Origin of the sequence: Bacillus sp. V33-4, assembly GCF_002860225.1 — a bacterium.
GTDB classification, from domain to species: Bacteria; Bacillota; Bacilli; order Bacillales; family Cytobacillaceae; genus Bacillus_BJ; species Bacillus_BJ canaveralius.
The window spans coordinates 49,981-69,066 of the sequence record NZ_PGVC01000006.1; the positions used below are offsets into that span (position 1 = coordinate 49,981).

Annotated in this window: 19 protein-coding genes; 11 read left to right on the forward strand and 8 right to left on the reverse strand. The window is 41.8% G+C overall.

The features are described 5' to 3' along the window. Positions 1–61 precede the first annotated feature (61 nt). The 5 genes from CVD23_RS03115 (at position 62) to CVD23_RS03135 (ending at position 7,482) form a co-directional block, all read left to right on the forward strand. Positions 62–1,342: a carbohydrate ABC transporter permease gene (locus CVD23_RS03115; protein WP_101665157.1), complete on the forward strand. Its 1,281-nt coding sequence runs from the start codon at positions 62–64 to the stop codon at positions 1,340–1,342. A 1-nt stretch (position 1,343) separates the two neighbouring features. Beyond that, positions 1,344–2,186 (forward strand): sugar ABC transporter permease, encoded by an 843-nt coding sequence (locus CVD23_RS03120; protein WP_101665158.1) that lies wholly within the window; start codon positions 1,344–1,346, stop codon positions 2,184–2,186. A 161-nt stretch (positions 2,187–2,347) separates the two neighbouring features. After that, the gene (locus CVD23_RS03125; protein WP_101577697.1) at positions 2,348–3,889 is read left to right on the forward strand and encodes an alpha-amylase family glycosyl hydrolase; all 1,542 of its coding nucleotides are present in this window, start codon (positions 2,348–2,350) and stop codon (positions 3,887–3,889) included. A gap of 147 nt (positions 3,890–4,036) precedes the next feature. Next, the gene (locus CVD23_RS03130) at positions 4,037–6,397 is read left to right on the forward strand and encodes a glycoside hydrolase family 31 protein (protein ID WP_101665159.1); all 2,361 of its coding nucleotides are present in this window, start codon (positions 4,037–4,039) and stop codon (positions 6,395–6,397) included. Between the two features lie 41 nt (positions 6,398–6,438). Beyond that, positions 6,439–7,482 carry a LacI family DNA-binding transcriptional regulator gene (locus CVD23_RS03135; RefSeq protein ID WP_101665160.1) on the forward strand — a complete coding sequence of 348 codons (1,044 nt, stop codon included), beginning with the start codon at positions 6,439–6,441 and terminating at the stop codon, positions 7,480–7,482. Between the two features lie 61 nt (positions 7,483–7,543). Here the strand turns inward: CVD23_RS03135 and CVD23_RS03140 are convergent, their stop codons facing one another. The 4 genes from CVD23_RS03140 to CVD23_RS03155 form a co-directional block, all read right to left on the reverse strand. Continuing rightward, positions 7,544–8,413 (reverse strand): SDR family oxidoreductase, encoded by an 870-nt coding sequence (locus CVD23_RS03140; protein WP_101665161.1) that lies wholly within the window; start codon positions 8,411–8,413, stop codon positions 7,544–7,546. A 226-nt stretch (positions 8,414–8,639) separates the two neighbouring features. Beyond that, a complete protein-coding gene (locus CVD23_RS03145; protein WP_101577701.1) occupies positions 8,640–8,831 on the reverse strand; it encodes a hypothetical protein in 192 nt (63 codons plus the stop codon). Beyond that, the gene (locus CVD23_RS22270) at positions 8,828–9,163 is read right to left on the reverse strand and encodes a hypothetical protein (protein WP_257987904.1); all 336 of its coding nucleotides are present in this window, start codon (positions 9,161–9,163) and stop codon (positions 8,828–8,830) included. Before CVD23_RS22270 ends, CVD23_RS03145 begins: the two co-directional genes overlap by 4 nt. A gap of 175 nt (positions 9,164–9,338) precedes the next feature. Further along, positions 9,339–9,830: a YajQ family cyclic di-GMP-binding protein gene (locus tag CVD23_RS03155; RefSeq protein WP_101577703.1), complete on the reverse strand. Its 492-nt coding sequence runs from the start codon at positions 9,828–9,830 to the stop codon at positions 9,339–9,341. 114 nt (positions 9,831–9,944) lie between these two features. Here CVD23_RS03155 and CVD23_RS03160 point away from each other — a divergent pair, with 114 nt between their 5' ends. After that, positions 9,945–10,826: a CvfB family protein gene (locus tag CVD23_RS03160; RefSeq protein WP_101577704.1), complete on the forward strand. Its 882-nt coding sequence runs from the start codon at positions 9,945–9,947 to the stop codon at positions 10,824–10,826. 96 nt (positions 10,827–10,922) lie between these two features. Here the strand turns inward: CVD23_RS03160 and CVD23_RS03165 are convergent, their stop codons facing one another. Further along, positions 10,923–11,786, reverse strand: coding sequence for a DegV family protein (locus CVD23_RS03165; RefSeq protein WP_101665162.1), 864 nt, complete (start codon positions 11,784–11,786; stop codon positions 10,923–10,925). Between the two features lie 465 nt (positions 11,787–12,251). Here CVD23_RS03165 and CVD23_RS03170 point away from each other — a divergent pair, with 465 nt between their 5' ends. Together CVD23_RS03170 and CVD23_RS03175 are read left to right on the forward strand one after the other, a co-directional pair. Continuing rightward, a complete protein-coding gene (locus CVD23_RS03170; protein ID WP_101577706.1) occupies positions 12,252–13,094 on the forward strand; it encodes a YitT family protein in 843 nt (280 codons plus the stop codon). A 24-nt stretch (positions 13,095–13,118) separates the two neighbouring features. After that, complete coding sequence (locus tag CVD23_RS03175; protein ID WP_101665163.1) at positions 13,119–13,883, forward strand: BsuPI-related putative proteinase inhibitor; 765 nt, start codon at positions 13,119–13,121, stop codon at positions 13,881–13,883. Between the two features lie 101 nt (positions 13,884–13,984). Here CVD23_RS03175 and CVD23_RS21770 read toward each other — a convergent pair whose 3' ends face one another. Together CVD23_RS21770 and CVD23_RS03180 are read right to left on the reverse strand one after the other, a co-directional pair. Next, positions 13,985–14,137: a hypothetical protein gene (locus CVD23_RS21770; protein WP_180955505.1), complete on the reverse strand. Its 153-nt coding sequence runs from the start codon at positions 14,135–14,137 to the stop codon at positions 13,985–13,987. 126 nt (positions 14,138–14,263) lie between these two features. Next, positions 14,264–15,082 carry a Cof-type HAD-IIB family hydrolase gene (locus CVD23_RS03180; RefSeq protein ID WP_101665164.1) on the reverse strand — a complete coding sequence of 273 codons (819 nt, stop codon included), beginning with the start codon at positions 15,080–15,082 and terminating at the stop codon, positions 14,264–14,266. 357 nt (positions 15,083–15,439) lie between these two features. Here CVD23_RS03180 and yjfP point away from each other — a divergent pair, with 357 nt between their 5' ends. The 3 genes from yjfP (at position 15,440) to CVD23_RS03195 (ending at position 18,009) form a co-directional block, all read left to right on the forward strand. Beyond that, complete coding sequence (gene yjfP, locus CVD23_RS03185) at positions 15,440–16,207, forward strand: esterase (protein WP_101665165.1); 768 nt, start codon at positions 15,440–15,442, stop codon at positions 16,205–16,207. 79 nt (positions 16,208–16,286) lie between these two features. Beyond that, positions 16,287–16,595 carry a metal-sulfur cluster assembly factor gene (locus tag CVD23_RS03190; RefSeq protein WP_101577710.1) on the forward strand — a complete coding sequence of 103 codons (309 nt, stop codon included), beginning with the start codon at positions 16,287–16,289 and terminating at the stop codon, positions 16,593–16,595. A gap of 280 nt (positions 16,596–16,875) precedes the next feature. Then, entirely contained in the window at positions 16,876–18,009 is a 1,134-nt protein-coding gene (locus CVD23_RS03195) for a TIGR04053 family radical SAM/SPASM domain-containing protein (RefSeq protein ID WP_101577711.1), read from the forward strand. A gap of 48 nt (positions 18,010–18,057) precedes the next feature. On the opposite strand, the gene CVD23_RS03200 is transcribed toward CVD23_RS03195, so the two are convergent. Then, on the reverse strand, positions 18,058–18,756 hold the full coding sequence (locus CVD23_RS03200) for a Crp/Fnr family transcriptional regulator (RefSeq protein WP_101665166.1): 699 nt from the start codon (positions 18,754–18,756) through the stop codon (positions 18,058–18,060). Positions 18,757–19,086 lie beyond the last annotated feature (330 nt).

Below are 19,086 nucleotides of genomic sequence, written 5' to 3' on the forward strand. Positions count from 1 at the left end.
CGGGGTGCATTCATCATACCTCACCCATTCTCTAGAGAGTTAATAGAAAGGGGATCCTTTCATGGAAGAAATATACCGTTCGAACCATCGAAAGACTGCTTTGGCATTATCCATTGTGCCAGGACTTGGGCAAATATATAATCGACAAATTTTTAAAGGAATAGTTTTTTCGCTATTATCATTTTCTTTTATTATCGTTTTTAAAGATTTCTTAAACATAGGTTTATGGGGGCTGGCTACTCTCGGAGAAAAGCTTCCACGTGATAACTCCATTTTTTTGCTTGTTTATGGGATAATCTCATTAATTTTGCTCTTGTTTGCGATCGGTTTTGTCCTCTTAAATTTACGGGACGCATATAAAAATGGGAAAAAACGAGACTTAGGTCAAAACTTAAGCACGATAAAAGAACAATACCATGCTGTAATTGATGAAGGGTTTCCTTATTTAATGGTTACGCCGGGATTTTTTCTTCTTGTATTTGTCGTCATATTGCCGATCATATTTGTGCTTTTGCTGTCCTTTACCAACTACAATTTATATCACCAATGGCCGGCAAAACTGGTTGATTGGGTTGCACTTGAAAACTTTTCAAAGCTATTCACCCTGGATTTATGGAGGGATACGTTAGTAAGCGTTTTTGCATGGACAATCATCTGGACGTTTGGTGCAACTACCTTACAAATAGCTTTAGGAATTTTTCTTGCTGTACTGGTAAACCAAAAAGATTTAAAAGGAAAAGCAATCATTCGTACCGTCCTGATCCTTCCATGGGCTGTGCCGGCCTTTGTATCAATTTTAATTTTTTCCGGCATGTTTAATGAATCATTTGGGGCAGTCAATAATGTAATACTGGATGGGTTAGGAATAGAATCTATCCCCTGGATGACAGAGGCATTCTGGACTAGAGCAGCGTTAATTATGATTCAGACATGGCTTGGATTCCCATTCATTTTTGCAATGGTTACAGGAGTTTTGCAGGCAATTCCGGATGAGTTATACGAAGCGGCAACTGTTGATGGTGCCACAATGTGGCAAAAATTCCGCAACATTACACTTCCCTTGATAATGTTTTCAATCGCTCCAATCCTAATTACGCAGTATACATTTAATTTTAATAACTTCAATATCATTTACTTATTTAATATGGGTGGTCCTGCGATATCAGGCCAAAACGCAGGTGGAACTGATATCCTGATCTCATGGATTTACAGCCTGACAGTAACAAAACAAGAATATGGAATGGCGGCGGCTATCACTATGATTCTTTCAATTATCGTGATTTCTGTAGCTTTGTGGCAGTTTAGAAGAACAAAAGCTTTTAAAGAGGAGGACATGATGTGATATGAACATGAAACAACAAAAAGTCGTTCGTCTTTCTCTCACCTATCTCGTCGTTATAATAATGGCGGTCATCATTGTATATCCGATTCTATGGGCTATTGGAGCATCATTGACACCAGGAACCAGCATATCCAGTTCTTCCTTAGTTCCAAAAAATGCCTCACTCGACCATTATCGTACAATATTTAATCCGGAAAAAAGCAATTATTTGATCTGGTATTGGAACACGATAAAAATTTGTATCATCACAATGATGGCATCTGTCATTGTAATAAGCTTCATGGCGTATTCATTTTCGCGCTATCGATTTATAGGCAGAAAAAACGGATTGACAGCATTTTTAATCCTGCAAATGGTACCAAACTTCGCCGCATTAATTGCAATTTTTATATTAGCACAGGTCACAAAACTATTGGACACACATACGGGATTAATACTTATCTACGTTGGCGGGGCAATCCCAATGAATACCTGGCTTATGAAGGGGTATTTGGATTCGATTCCAAAGGAACTTGATGAAAGCGCAAGGATCGATGGTGCTGGTCATTTCCGTATTTTCTGGCAAATTATGATGCCGTTGGCAAAACCGATTGTTGCCGTCATTGCGTTATTTACCTTTATTGCTCCTTTCACCGACTTTATACTGGCAAAAGTAATGCTGCGCTCACCTGAGAAATATACTTTGGCTGTTGGACTGTATGATTTGGTATCAAGACAGTATGGAAGCCAGTTTACAACTTTTGCTGCGGGATCCGTATTAATTGCGATTCCTATATCGATATTGTTCTTATCATTCCAAAAATACTTCGTTTCCGGTTTGACGGCAGGGGGAACAAAAGGCTAATCTTAAAGGCGGATATGAAAGCTGCGGCGTGATTGCCGGTTAATGCCGGCAAGCTCATAGAGAAAAGCCCACTGGCAGCCAGCGGATTTCTGCTTAAATGTTGAAAAGCGGATTTCACGTTAGACTGCGCAGCTTGAGACGACTTTAAGGAGGAAACGGAGATGAAAACGAACAAGTATCTTTTCACTCTTATCTTAATTCCGTTTGTTCTTTTTTACGCCTTTCCGGCAGGAGCGGTTGAAAAAGAAGAGCGCAAATGGCAGGATGAGACCATTTATTATATAATGGTTGACCGATTTAGCAATATTGATTCCAACAATGATTTTGTTGTCGATGCCGATGGTCCGATGGCATACCATGGCGGCGATTTCAAAGGAATTATCGACAGGCTTGATTATTTAAAAGAGATGGGATTTACAGCTTTACGTCTTACCCCTGTATTTGATAATGAAGCGGGCGGCTATCACGGTTACTTGATTAATGACTTTTATAAAACAGAAGAACATTTCGGAACGATAAACGAGTTTAAACAGCTTGTTAAAGAAGCACATGATCGAGATATGAAAATTATTTTGGATTTTGTCGTTAATCAGGTTGGGCCGAATCATGAATGGACGAACGATCCGGAAAAACAGGATTGGTTTCAACAAAAGCAGGAAATTGTAAATGTCGAAGACAAGGAAGCGCGGGAAAATGGCCAGTTAAATGGCATGCCTGATCTTGATCAGGATCATCCTGAAGTGAGAAAATACTTGTTGGATGCTGCTACCTGGTGGATTGAAGAGACGGACATTGACGGTTATGGCCTTGATGCTGTTGATCATGTGCCGATCAGCTTCTGGGAGGATTTTGCCAAAGAAGTAAAACAGAAAAAAGAAGATTTTTATTTAATCGGTGAAATATCATCTGACGATCCAAATGAAATTGCTGAATATAAAAAAACAGGTATTGATGGCTTTGTTGATTATCCGTTGAATAATTACTTGAGAAAGGCATTTTCCAAGCCCGATCAGTCACTCGGCACACTTTTCAGCGCGTGGGAGCAACATCAGGAAAGCTATGATAACCCATATTTAATGGGAACTTTTATGGATAATGATCAGACAGCCCGCTTCACGCGGGATATTATCAAAAATGAGATTCATCCCGGCCCGAGATGGAAGCTTGCTTTAACCTATCTATACACAACGCCCGGAATTCCGATTGTTTATTACGGAAGTGAGATTGCCCTTGACGGCGGAGACGAACCAGATAATCACAGGCAAATGGATTTCCGGACAGATAAAGAATTAGTTGACTATATTACAAAATTGGGCGAATTGCGCGATCAATATCCATCTTTAACAAGAGGAACGATCGAGCTTTTATTTGAAGACAAAGGAATGGTTGTTTATAAGCGGACCTCGGGTGACGAAACGTCGGTGATTGCGATTAATAACAGCTCTGAAACAAAGTCAGCTGAGCTGGAGGAGAGCAGTCTTGATGCGGACAAAGAGTTAAGAGGTCTGTTGAATGGCGACCTGATTAAGAGCAGTGAAGGACAATATAAACTCGTCCTCGACCGGGAAGAAGCGGAAATCTACTTTTTAACAGAAAAAACCGGTTTAAATATTCCTTATCTCACAGTTATGGGTGCTGTCTATGCAGCGTTCCTCGTATTTATTATTTTAGTCTGGAAGAGATCGAGAAGAAAAAGCTCCTAGGCAGGGATGGTAAAGCAGTGTCACCCTGCAAATTAAACCTGCACACCGGTGATTTGTTGCCGCAACGCGGACTTATCAGGGAGCGATCGATCTGACAGAAACTCATCTTAATAACAGCCTGTTAGAATGGCATGAGGAGGCGGAGAGATGCTTGAAGACACTAGTTTTGCTATTCACCCTGGCCAAAAAAAGCAAGTGAAAAATCGTAATTTTAATGATATTGGAAAAGTCATCAAATTTGAACAAACAGCCAATGGAGCAACCGTTCAAACCGAATCAGGGGATTTGAAGATCGTCTTTTATCGTGCTGATATTGTTCGCTTTGTCTTAAACCCGTTTGGGGATACAACACTTGCAAGCAGCCCGGCTCTAATTGCAGAACCAGAGAGTGTTGATTTTTTAGCAGAAGACGCAGACGAAGATATACTTTTGCAATCAGCAAAGTTGACCGTTCAGATAAAAAAGAACCCAGTGAGACTCACTGTGTCTGATCAGGACGGGAACGTACTTATACGGGAAGCGGCAAAAGGAATGGGCTATAATCATTCGAATGAAGTGATTTGCTTTAAAGAGATGGACGTGGCAGACCATTTTTACGGATTTGGTGAAAAGACCGGTTTTCTTGATAAACGCGGCGAAAAAATGACGATGTGGAACACTGATGTCTATGCACCCCATAATCCCGAGACAGATCCGTTATATCAATCAATTCCTTATTTTATGACGCTGAGAAACGGCAGTGCTCATGGACTATTTTTTGATAACACCTTTAAAACTACTTTTGATTTTAAGACTGAAAAAGATGGTTATTCTTTTGGCGCAGAAGGAGGACAAATCGATTATTACGTTATGTCAGGTCCTGAGCCAAAGGATGTGCTTGAGCAATATACGGCCTTAACCGGCCGGATTCCGATTCCTCCGAAATGGGCAATCGGCTATCATCAATCGCGCTACAGCTACGAGTCGGAGCAGGAAGTGCGGGAGCTTGCAAATACTTTTCTTGAAAAGGGTATCCCGCTTGATGTCATCTATTTAGACATTCATTATATGAACGAATATCGCGTGTTTACCTTTGATCGCGCCCGGTTTCCGAAACCAGCCCAGCTTGTCAGTGACCTAAAAGAAAAAGGTATACGCGTCATTCCGATTGTCGATCCGGGTGTTAAAGAGGACCCTGAGTACAAGATCTATCAAGAAGGAGTCCAGGGCGGCCACTTTTGCAAGTACATCGAAGGAAAAATTTACTTAGGTGATGTATGGCCGGGAAATAGTGCTTTCCCTGATTTTACAAGCTCCAGAGTCCGTAAATGGTGGGGAGAAAAACACGAATTTTACACGAATTTAGGAATTGAAGGCATATGGAATGATATGAATGAACCGGCCGTCTTTAACGAAACGAAAACGATGGATCTGAAAGTCATTCATGAAAACGAAGGTGATCCGAAGACCCATCGTGAATTGCACAATCTTTATGGACTTATGATGGGGAAGGCAACCTACACCGGCATGAAAAACCAGCTGGAAGGTTTGCGGCCGTTTTTGCTGACGCGGGCGGGCTTTGCTGGCGTGCAGCGCTATGCAGCTGTATGGACCGGGGATAACCGCAGCTTCTGGGAGCATTTGCAAATGTCGCTGCCGATGGTTATGAATCTCGGATTATCGGGAATTCCTTTTGCAGGTCCTGATGTCGGTGGTTTTGCCCATGATTCCAATGGAGAACTTCTCACGCGTTGGACGCAGGTTGGCGCCTTTACACCGTATTTCCGCAATCACAGTGCAATCGGCTTTGCAAGGCAGGAGCCGTGGTCGTTTGGCGAAAAATACGAAAAAATTATTAAGAAATATATTGAAATTCGCTACCAGTGGCTTCCGCATCTTTATTCTTTGTTTGCGGAGGCACATCGATGCGGAACGCCGGTGATGCGCCCATTAATGTTCGAATACCCGCATGATGCCAACACATATCAGCTGTCAGATCAATTTATGGTTGGCGATAATGTGATTGTTGCACCAATCATGCAGCCGGGTATAGAACACCGCGCTGTTTATCTCCCTGAGGGGCAATGGATCGATTATTGGACAGGCGAGGAATGGGCGGGAGAGCAGCATCACTTAATAAAGGCAGAGCTCGATGTGCTGCCGGTATTTATAAAAAAGGGATCGCTTGTCGTTCAAGGTGAACTGAAGCAAACTACTGAAATGAAAGACGAGAAGTTAACCGTTCATTTGTACTATGGAGACAGCACCGATTACTCATTCAAGCTTTATCAGGATGATGGCATCAGCTTCGATTACGAGAATGGGAAATATCTTACGAAAGAAATGAACGTTATATGCCGGGATGGAAACGTCGACCTAACGATAACAGACAGAGGAAATTTTCAGCCTGATTGGAAGACTGTTGAGTTGGTTATTCACGGTGTGTGCGACAATATTTCTGTTTCAGTAAACGGTATCGTAAAATCAGCGATAAAAAAGAACGAACAAATGTTTACATTTCAATTATAATATAACTAACGGAATAACGGCTTCCGAGGGAGGGTGATAGAATGGCTGTTACAATTAAAGGCGTCGCCAAGCTTGCAAAGGTAGCACCGTCAACGGTTTCGCGTGTTATTGCAAATAGTCCGCGTATCAGCGAAAAAACAAAGAAAAAGGTCCGCAAAGCAATGGAGCAGCTCGGTTATCATCCGAACTTTATAGCGAGAAGCCTGGCAAGCCAGTCAACTCAAGCAATTGGCCTGGTGATGCCAAGTTCAACCGATGTTGTTTTTCAAAACCCGTTTTTCCCAACCGTGTTAAGAGGGTTGAGTGAAGGCGCTCATGAAAACCAATACGCCCTAACGATGACAACTGGCAAAACGGAGGAACAAATTTTTGAAGGAGTCGTTCAAATGGTGCAGGGGCGACGGGTTGACGGCGTTGCTCTTCTTTATTCAAAAGTAGAAGACAAAGTGCTCACCTATTTGCAGGACCAAAAGTTTCCGTTTGTTGTGATTGGCAAACCTTTTAAAAACGTCGAAGAAATTACCCATGTCGATAATGATAATTTTCGCGCCGCGAAAGAGGCTACAGAGTACTTAATCTCACTCGGCCATGAGCGAATCGGCTTTGTCGGCGGAAATTTGAACCTTGTTGTAACGGTGGACCGTCTGCTAGGATATGAAAAGGCGCTCCGTGGGGCAGGGATATCTCTTGCCAATGAATACATCATCCATGAGGAGTTTTTACGAGAAGGCGGTCAGGAAGCAGTCAATGCACTTATCTCCCTCGAAAAACAGCCAACAGCCCTTGTTGTTGCCGATGATTTAATGGCTTTAGGTATTTTGAATACCTTCGATGAAATGGGCATCAGCGTTCCGGATGATATGTCGATTATCAGCTTTAACAATGTTTTGCTGTCGGAGATGTCCCGGCCCCCGTTAACGTCTGTCGATATCAATATATTCGCACTCGGATATGAAGCAGCGCGGAGCTTGATTGAAAAAATTGAAAACCCGAAAGAACCAGTGAAAAGAATTATTATCCCGCATGAACTTATGATCAGATCTTCTTGCGGCCAGCCCAAAATCAATAACCGGATCATTATTTAAAGCAGCGGAGCGACAGCCCCACTGCTTTTTTTGCACAAAATACAAACTAGCACTGCCAGTATCACCCGTTCACAATCGTTCCGCCGTTAACATGGATAATTTGGCCGCTGACATAAGTTGAGTCGTCACTGGCGAGATAAACATAGCTGGGTGCAAGCTCATATGGCTGGCCGGCTCTGCCCATCGGTGTATTGGCACCGAACTTGGCGACTTTTTCTTTTGTAAAAGTCGACGGAATAAGCGGTGTCCAAATTGGCCCCGGTGCCACTCCATTCACCCTGATCCCTTTATCAGCAAGAGACAGGGCGAGCGATCTTGTGAAGGACACGATTGCCCCTTTTGTGGATGAATAGTCAATAAGCTGTTTGTTTCCCTGATAGGCGGTGATTGATGCTGTATTAATGATCGTACTTCCCTTTTGCAAGTGGGGAAGTACCGCCTTTGTCAAATAGAAAATCGAAAAAATATTGGTTCGGAAAGTTCGTTCAAGCTGCTCTGACGAAATGTCGAGCAAGCTGTTTTGAGGGTGTTGTTCTGCTGCATTGTTAACGAGAATATCAATCTTGCCAAACAGGTCAAGTGTTTTGCTGACTGCATCCTTACAAAAGCTTTCATCACCAATATCTCCGGCTATTAGCAAGCATTCCCGGCCTTCCGCTTCGACAAGTTGCCTTGTTTCCCGGGCATCCTCCGTTTCTTCCAAATAAACGATTGCGACATTGGCTCCTTCTTTCGCAAAATAAATAGCGACCGATTTGCCGATGCCGCTGTCTCCACCTGTTATAAGGGCTACTTTATCGTTCAGTTTACCTGCTCCTTTATAATTGTCGTCAACAGAAATCGGTTCAGGATGCATTTCATCCTCTGTACCTGGCTGGTGATCCTGGTGCTGGGGCGGAAAAGTATTTTTTTGTTCGTTTTGGCTGCTCATTAAATTCCCTCCAATTATTCGTCTATATATAATTAATTCCATTTTAGTATGGAGGGAAAACCTGGAAAATATTTGCAGAGATCGCTGAGAGTGAAATTTATGTGAATTAACGGGAGGAACTTTAAGAAAAATAGGGACACATATAATTTTAAATCCATGTATTCGGAGAGAATTAATGGGGACAGAAAATATATATACTATTGGTTAATTACCAGGCGCTGGCCAATTAGAGTTCGAGAAAAAACAATTCTATGTAACAATGATTATAGGACAGTAATTCCATTTCAATGATTCGTGTCATATATATTTCAGCATCAGACTCATCCTCTAAGAGCTGCTCAATGTAATCTACTACTTCTGGATATCCCTTTTCATCAGCAGCCCAGATGTTATTGTCAATTAACACCTTTGTGGTCACTTAACATCTTCCTCCCAATCTTCACGGTTTGCAATTCGGTCTGCTTCTCTTAGGCCTTCTATGCTAAAGTGTCTGGCACTGCCAGCTAGTTTTTTGTGTAAAGCCCGCTTTTCTGCTTTAGTTAAACGCTTTTTTACTGGTTTTAATCTAATGACCTCTTTGGGTGTTTGGTCTTCTACTGTCACAACTTCAATTTCAACGGCGGTTCTCGCAAAGTGTTTTCCATATAGTTTACCTTTTAATCGGGGATGATTCATGATTTGTCTTGCCAAAGCGTGTGCATTTCTGTGTTGTTCTCTTGTTCGAGAAGTAGTTGTACCCCTGTCTTTCATATTCATACCCTCCTTCGCTATGGATTTAAAACGAGTTGATATCCCCTATCTAAAGCATACCATTTTCTGTTATAGAAAGCACAGTCCAACCCGAATCCAAGTTGTAGCTTTATATTATATATTTTATGTTTGAAATCAAAAAGTGGCTGTAATAGCCACTTTCCTGATTAACTTATTATCGATAATTAACAAACTGCACATCGACGGTTAAATCTGCTTCACGGATTGCTGCAATGATCTGCTGCAGGTCGTCACGGTTTTTTCCGGTGACCCTGACCTGGTCGTCTTGGACCTGGCTCTTAACCTTTACACCGCTGTTTTTAATAATCGTATTAATTATCTTGGCATTTTCTTTGTCAATTCCCTGGACAAGCTTGGCCCGTTGGCGCACTGTTCCTCCTGAGGCATTTTCGATTTTTCCATAATCGAGATTTTTGATGGGAATGCCCCGCTTAATCATTTTGCTTAAAAGCACGTCTTTTAATTGGCCTAACTTATATTCATCATCCGAAACAAGCACAAGCTCTTCTTTATCAAGTGATAAGTCACTTTTGCTTCCTTTAAAATCGTAGCGTGTTTGAATTTCCTTCAAGGCAATATTGATCGCATTCGTGACTTCGGACATCTCCACCTTGGACACAATATCAAATGAACTTTCTTTTGACATAATAACCTCCGATAACATTTTTCTTTATGGGTTCATTATAGTAAAATATAGCAGTCTAAACAACTATGTGCTTGGTTAAGGTGCGGAAAAGAAAGACAATTAGGAGGAATTATCTTGTCTTTAACAGAAAACTTGGGCCGGACAGCGTTATTAAAGGTGGCTAGAACATCGGAGTTCGGATTCTTTTTAACAGATGGAGAAGAAGATGTGCTATTGCATAAGAATGAAGCAAAACAATCATACGAAGAGGGAGATGAGTTGGAAGTATTTCTTTACACCGACTCACAAGGGAGAATCGCTGCCGCTGATAAAATCCCGGCTATACAGGTTGAACGCTATGAATGGGTGCCCGTAACTGATGTCAATCCGGGTTTGGGCGTTTTTCTCGATATCGGCATCCAAAAAGAATTACTGCTAGGGGAAGAAGATCTTCCCGCCCATAAAGGCGTCTGGCCGAAACAAGGGGATCTCGTTTATGCGACGATCCGGGTCAATCGGAATAATCGCCTGTATGCGCGCCTTGCAACTGACAAGGTTTTTGAAGAAATAGCGGTTAAAGCCGGCAACGAAGACTTCAATAAAAATATTCAGGGGCATATATACAGGACGGCCAAGGTGGGCAGCTGGATCTATACGGCTGATGGCTTTAAAGGCTTTATCCATGAATCGCAGCGGGGCAGAGAGCCACGCCTTGGAGAAAGGGTAGAAGGCCGAATTATCGATGTCAAAGCAGACGGAACGGTCAACGTTTCTTTATTGAAGAGGAAGCACGATGTGATGGATCAGGATGCAGAAACCGTTTTAGCCTATCTCGTTTCTCGGAATGGCGCGATGCCATACTGGGATAAAAGCCTGCCCGACGAGATTACTGAACGTTTCCAAATGAGCAAAGCTGCTTTTAAAAGGGCACTCGGCAAACTGATCAAAGAAGACATGATTTATCAAGAAGAAGGCTGGACCTATTTGAAAAAAGACGAAGACCGCCAGTCAAAATAAGCAAAAGGACAAGCAGTCGGCATGGTGCCGAAGCTTGTCCTTTTTTCATAGATTGAATAATTGTATATCGTCTGCGATACATAGTAGTAGTAGGTATTAGTCCACAGGAAGCTGATTTAAAAAGAAAATCGCGATAGTACCTGGACCGGTATGAGATCCGATAGCGGCACCAATCGGTGTAATCATCACATCTTTGGCACCAAATTCTTCTTGAATAAGCTTTTTCATTTCCTCGGCTGTTTCCAAATCATCGGCATGGCTGATTCCGATTTTTTGCGTACCCAATTGTACGCCGCGTTTATGCATTACTTCGATTATGCGGCGCAGCAGTTTTTTCTTGCCGCGCAGCTTTTCAAGGGGGATCAGCTTGCCATCCTCGACATTTAAAAGCGGTTTGATGTTTAACAAGCCGCCAAGAAACGCGGATGCTTTCGAAACGCGGCCGCCTTTTGCCAAGTATTCCAAATCATCAACGGTAAATAAATGCTCCATATGCCCGGCCCGGAATTCGATGTCCCGCAAGATAGCTTCCTTTGGCACGCCTTGACTTGCCAGCCAGGCTGCTTCGGCGACAACCAATCCACACCCCAGTGAGGCACCTTTTGTATCGACGATCGTTAAATTAAAGTTTGGATATTGTTCTTTTACTTGTTCCAGGATCATCATGGCTGTTTGATAGGTACCTGATAACTGGGAAGAAAACGCTATGTAAATTCCATCTTCGTTATTTTCGGCCATTCTGGTAAATACTTCTTTAAACGCATGCGGTGAAACCTGGGACGTTTTTGGGTGTTGCCCATCGCGGATCGCATCATAAACCGCCTTAGGCTCAATTGTTTTCAGATCCTCATATTCCCTGTCAGCTAAATGAACCTTTAGCGGAAATAAGGTAACATCATTTTCCTCGTAAAACTGCAAAGGTAAATCACACGCGCTGTCAGCCAATATTTTTACTGTCATGGATATCACCTTCTTTCGACCAATTTATGTACTTAGTTTAGCGTTTTTATGGGAAAAATACAATGAATTGTATTGGGAATTAGCAAAATTGGGTAAAGATTTAATAGGTGCGTAAATTTGTCAATGTATTAAGCTAAACCAAAAAACGAATTAAATTGTCTTAATAAACGAGCAGGATTCCGTATGAACGAATACTATTTTAATTTTAAATAATTGTTCGTTTATGAATTAAAGGAGTAAATTTCACAATGTAACAAGCTAAACCGAAAAACGAATGAAGTTGTCTAAATTAACAGGAGTATGCCGTAGGAAACGAATAATACTGTCTTAATTATAAATAACCGTTCGTTTTTCAGTTAAAGAATGCTTTTATGAAATTCACTCAAAGAAATGCTTTATGAAATTTATGCAGATATGTCTGTTTTGAGTGGATTGTTTATGATGATAATTTACAGGGGGTAAATGATGGTTCTATTACATACAAAGAAATGTTTTGTTGTCCTGATTGGCGCGCTATTAAATGCGATTGCCATGAACTTTTTTTTAATTCCTGCCAATGTATACGCAAGTGGCTTCACGGGTGTTGCCCAACTGATCTCTACAGTACTGAGTGATATTACGCCACTGCCGCTGACGACAGGAATTTTGCTGTTTCTTTTAAACATACCTGTCACCATTCTTGCCTGGAGAAAAGTCGGAAAAACGTTTACACTCTACAGTTTTATCAGTGTCGTGTCAATGTCTTTATTTCTTGAGCTGCTCCCGATTAAGGAAGTGGCTGATGATATTCTCCTCAATGCTGTGTTTGGCGGGGTTATCGCAGCTATTGGAGTAGGGATGACATTGAAATGGGGTGCTTCAACAGGCGGAATGGATATTGTTGCGATGGTGTTGTCAAGAATGAAAGATAAACCGGTCGGTACATATTTTTTTGTCCTTAATGCCATCATTATAATATCAGCCGGTTTTTTATATGGGTGGGAAAAAGCGCTTTACACTCTGGTTGCCCTTTATGCTTCAACGAGGGTAATCGATGCCATCCATACAAGGCATCAGAAACTGACCGTGATGATTATTACGAAAAAGCCGGAAGAACTGAAAGAAGCGATCCATGGAAAACTGGTCAGAGGCATTACGAGAGTATCGGCAAAAGGGGCATTTACGAACGAGAACAAGGAAATGATGATTATTGTCATTACCCGCTATGAATTATTTGATCTAGAACGGATTATTAAAGAAGTTGATCCCCATGCCTTTACCAATATTGTTCAGACGACAGAAGTTTTTGGAATGTTCCGGAAGGATTAAGTCGCGTCATCTGGAGGCATCGCAATGAAAAAAATGTTTATCCTAATCTTTTGCTTATTGCTTTCCTATTTGCCTAAGAATGCCTTTAGTGAAACAGGGGGGTCTTATCAATTTTTTGTCCATGCAATCGGAGGTCCCGAAAAGGCAGAATTTGTTTTAATTTTAAAAAATGATGAGTCAAAGCCGTTGGATTTTGAATTTTCCAGTTCACAAAAATACGATATTTTGGTCAGAGATGAAAACGGCGGTGTCGTCTACCAATATTCTGAGGGACGTTCTTTCCTGCAGGCGCTGCAAACGTTAACATTAAACCCGGAGGAAACAGTTTCATGGACCGAAGAATGGAACTATAAGCAGGACGGTGTCCGGGTCACCGCTGGAAATTATAAAGTGGAAGCAGCTATCACAGCAAGACAAATAAACGGTGCGGTAAATGATCGTCCAACTGCAACTGCTGAGCTTATCATTCCTATGGAAAATCCAGTCTTTCGGAATATCAAAGCGTCCGGTGTAAAAGGGAATTATACGATTACAGGGGAAGCGCGGCCCGGCACGGGTGAATTTTTTTATACGGCAGAGGATGGCCATAATGAATTGGTGACAGAGCAAACGATGAGAACAGGCTCGAAATATCCGGATTGGTCCAAATTCGAGTTAAGCATCCGTATACCGGAAGATAAGCTCCCGAAAAATGGTTCCGTTATCACCAACCTTTATGAACGAACGAACCAAGGCGGGCGAACGTTCCATCATTATCCGGTCCTTCTCGAAAGTTTTCGAGAGCCATAAAACAAAGCGGTTCCGAAAAACGCTTTTTCGGAACCGCTTTTTTGCATGTTGTTTGTGTTAGCAGTAATTCAGGCTTTCTAGAAAACAGCTGTCAGCCGGCCTTATACTCCTCCCAGAGATGATTCTTTCACATTCGCCATTTTGCGAGCCTCAGCTTCAGCGTATGTTGTGTGAAATGGGATGCGTTCATCATGCTTAGATACGGTGTCTACTGCATACTGCACAAAGCGTTTTGATTTATTGTGTTTACCCATACGAATCCCTCCATCCGAGTTTCGAGCTATGAAACAGCTTCGCTGCTTCATTTTTAGTATGCTCCGGTTATACATAAACAACTAGGATTAAAAGCCAATTTTTTAAAAATTTTTCAGGCTGTGAGATTATAATGCTTTTAAATTTAATAAATCGTTCAGGTAGACGCCTATGCCATCTTCCTCGTTCGTCAACGTTACTTCATTGGCGATGTTTTTAACAATGTCAATTGCATTTCCCATCGCAATTCCCCTGCCGGCAAATTCAAGCATATCGAGATCGTTATCCTCGTCTCCAAAGGCAATAACATTTTCGGGCGTGATTTGGAAATAATCGCAAGCTTTCTTTAAGCCGACCGCTTTATTCAAGCCGAATTTGACAAGTTCAATCACATGCCATGGTGCGGCCCAACGGCGATGGTCAATTACCTCGGCGTGGACATCTGACAGGTGGTCCCTGATCGTCCGGACATGCTCTTCATCGGTGTGGATCAGCATGCTTGTCGGCGAGTCTTTTAAAAATCTCCGTAAATCGCCGGTTGTAACGTTCGGATTTCCCAGGCTGAACACGTCCAATAATTTTTCATCATGGTAATGGATAAACACATCATCAATGACTTCAGCTATAATGTTGTGAAAATGAAAAGTACCGAGCGCTTCAACGATATCCTGTGCGACACTGATATCCATTGGTGAATGATAAACTCCCCATTTTGTATCAAGCGGGTGGTGTATAAATGCACCGTTAAAGTTGACAATCGGCGTATCAAGGCCAAGCTCGTGGTAATAAATCTCGCTTGAACGAAACGGCCTGCCGGTTGCAATCATCACGATATGGCCTTGTTCGCGAGCCTTATTGAGCACTCCTTTTGTTTTTTCCGATATTGTTTTATCATCCTTTAATAATGTACCATCAAGATCTAAAGCGATTAAATGTCTCTCTGCCATATGGTCTCCTTCTTGAGCGAATTTCTTTTTTAGTAAGTAAATTTCACAATGTATTAAGCTGGACCGAAAAACGAATGCAATTATCATAACATGCAGGACGATTGAGTGTTGAACGGCTATCACTGTCTTGATATTAAATAGTTATTCGTTTTTCAATTAAACAAATGCTTTTATTCAGTGTAAAGCTTTAGAAAAAAAAATGTCTACATGATAAACTCAATTTATAGAAAGAATTTACATTCTATAATGGTTTACTATATTTACCTTTATTATTATGTTATCAATTTCATGATAAGTTGTAAAAAAAATTCACTTTGAACAGCTTTTTTTGTTTCATCGTCCAGGGGGTTTCTAGAGTTGATTAATGTTGAAAATCTGCGTATTGGCAATATTCCCGTTCTGCATTTAGCCAAAAAAGACGAGAGTAGTAAATCGCTTCCGTTGGTTATTTTTGTCCACGGATTTACAAGCGCAAAAGAAATAAATCTGCATTATGGCTATTTGCTGGCCCAGAAGGGTTTCAGGGTTGTTTTGCCTGAAACGATCCATCATGGTGAACGAGCACAGGAATCAGGCGACAAAAACTTAAACTTCAGATTTTGGGATATTGTATTAAATACGATTGAAGAGCTAAATACTATTAAAGAATATTATGAGCGCAAAAATTATATTGAGGTTGAGCGGATCGGCGTTGCCGGTACCTCGATGGGAGCGATTGTCACATTGGGAGCATTGACACAATACTCCTGGATTAAAACAGCAGTAAGCTTAATGGGTATGCCTTATTATGAACAGTTTGCGCTCGCACAATTGGACGAAATGAAAAAAAGGGGAATTCGCTTCCCGTTTAGTGAGAATGAAATAGCCAGCCTCTTCAGCCATCTCCAAAAATACGATTTAAGTGCCCAGCCTGAAAAGCTTGAACAAAGGCCGTTATTATTCTGGCACGGAAAAAAGGACCCGGTTGTTCCTTATCAGCCGGCATATCATTTTTATGAATCAATGAAACCGGCTTATCAAGACGCACCGGACCGTTTGAAATTTATCAGCGATGAAAAGGCGGAGCACAAAGTCAGCATGGAAGGAATCGCAAGTACGGTTAAATGGTTTGAAACCTACTTGTAGTGCTTCTGCTTTTAAACATGATGCTTTCTCTGGTATCATATCAGTACGGATAAAAAAAGCTGCGAAGGAGTGAAGCAGAATGGATCAGGAATTGAAGGACAGTATTTATGGTGCACTTGAACTTGTTGTTGACCCTGAGCTTGGAGTAGATATCGTCAACCTTGGGCTCGTTTATGACGTGGAAATGGATGAAGAGGGAAAAACAGCGATCACCATGACCCTCACTTCAATGGGCTGCCCGCTTGCCGGCACGATCATAGATTCAGTAAAACGGGCGTTGGATGATATTCCTGAGGTGAAAGAAGTCGATGTTAACATTGTCTTTAATCCGCCATGGTCAAAGGACCGGATGACAAGATACGCGAAAATCGCATTGGGCGTTCAATAATAACAGTAAGTATTCCAGCAGTGGATTTTCCTGCTGGATTTTTTTTCGGATTTGGAGGCTCGAGATTTACGAGCGGAACTTGAGATTTACGAGCGCGTTAATTTTATCGAAGCATACGAAAAAACTGTTTGCTTGTGAGATATTTCACTTTTTTTAACTCGGTGATCACCTATAATCAATTCGAAAGCTATCTTATTTCTCCGGCTAACTTGTTAAATTTTGCGGTCAAATACGGCGGCACTGTAGTTCGGGGAAATAGAAAAGGTTAGGTGGCAAAAATATGTTTTCGAGAGATTTTAATAAAGATCCATTTATTGTTATATGGGAGTTAACGCGAGCTTGTCAGCTAAAATGCCTTCATTGCCGGGCCGAAGCACAATATAAAAGGGATCCCCGCGAATTGAGTTTCGAAGAAGGAAAAGCATTGATTGACCAAATTTACGACATGAATAACCCTCTTCTTGTCTTTACGGGCGGTGATCCGCTCATGCGTGACGATGTCTTTGAAATTGCTGCTTATGCAATTAGTAAAGGGGTAAGGGTGTCGATGACTCCAAGTGCAACGCCCAATGTCACAAAGGCTGCGATTGAGAAAGCGAAAGAAGTTGGCCTGTCCAGATGGGCGTTCAGCCTCGATGGCCCGACTGCCGAGGTGCACGATCATTTCCGCGGGACTGCGGGATCGTTTGACCTGACGCTTGAACGCATCAAGTATCTGCATGAGTTGGAGATACCTGTGCAAATCAATACTGTCATTTCGCGTTATAACATTGATTACCTTGATGAAATGGCAAAGCTTGTAGAAGATTTACAGTGCGTGCTATGGAGTGTCTTTTTTCTCGTCCCAACTGGCAGAGGCCAGGAGAAGGACATGATTTCGCCTGTTGAACATGAGAAGGTATTTACATGGCTTTACCAGCTGAGCAAGAAGGTCAAGTTCGATATCAAAACAACAGCAGCCCAGCATTATCGGCGCGTCGTGATCCAGCAAAAAATACGGGAAGCAAAGGCAAAACCAGCCGAAATTCAATATTTAGATGCGTTAACCAATCAAGGGCTCACTGGTTCGATTGACGGCTTGGGGCGAGCTCCGAAGGGCGTCAATGACGGCAACGGCTTTATGTTTATCTCACACATTGGCGATGTCTATCCGAGCGGACTGCTTCCGGTGAAAGCAGGAAATATTCGCGAGCAGCCGCTTGCCGAAATATACAGGGAATCACCCATTTTCAAGGAGTTGCGGAATCCTGACATGTATAAAGGAAAATGCGGCCAATGTGAGTTTCGTTATGTTTGCGGCGGCTCCCGTTCGCGCGCCTATGCGATGACAGGAGATTACTTGGAGAGTGAGCCTTTCTGCGTTTATATACCAAAGTCGATGAGGAATAAACAAGCTGAAAATATCCAGCCATAATAAAAGGGATGGATTCGCCCATCCCTTTTTGATAAAGTTATCGATTTATTAATCAATGCTGCAATAGGTTGCCGGACAATTTTCACAGCCAATTTCGTCCTTTAGGAATTGAACATCATGGACGACAATTTTGCCTCTCTTCGTAGAAATAACATCTTCCCGCTTGAGGTCATTTAAAATCCGGTTTGTGCTTTCCCGCGATGTCCCACAGAAATTCGCCAGCTCCTGGTTTGTCAGTGGAAGGTCAATCAGGATTCCATCACTGCCTTTCACCCCGTAGCTGTTTGTCATGCGAATAAGTGTTGAATATAAAGCGCCTTTTTTACCGTTTAGGACGAGGTCTCTAAACTTCGTTTGTGTTTTGCGGACATGGTCACTCATCCATTTCATAAACTCAAATGCAAGGGCGCTGTTTTGAAAGATTTCTCTTTCCAATACATCCCTTTTGATCGCTATGACTTCGCCGGCTTCAATGATTAACGCACTGAGTAAATATTTTGGGGAATCGGTGAACAGCGTCAGCTCTCCGCAAATATCATTTTGGCCGACAATTCTTAAGCTCAGCTCGCGGCCATCTGTAGTTATTTTGCTGATTTGTATTTTTCCCGACAAAACGATGTAAAGTAAATCTGCTTCGTTTCCTTCTTGGAAAAGGTACGTGCCTTTTTTTGTTTGGATTTTGTGGTCGGCAAACTGCAGCAGTTCTTTAATTTCAATCGAATGAGTTGGTTTCATTGTCACGGTCATTTATATCACCCTTTTCATAAAGTGAAAACGTTTTTCATATCATAACATTACCATTAGGTTAATAGTGGTAATTCACAAAGTTGTCAGAAATTCTCCTGCTTTACATAAAGCGGATTTGACATTCTCATGACAATTTTCAAAGTTTTACATATTATTTATGTTTTTATGATTAAATATAGGCAGATGTATCTTTTGTGAAATTAACAATAAAAAGTGTGAGGATAATAACAGCACTCCAACATAAGGTTTGTTAAAATACGTCTCATAGGTAGTGTAAAAAGTTCTATGAAAACTCGGCTTTGAGGGTTCCGTTCTGCCACAAAACAGATG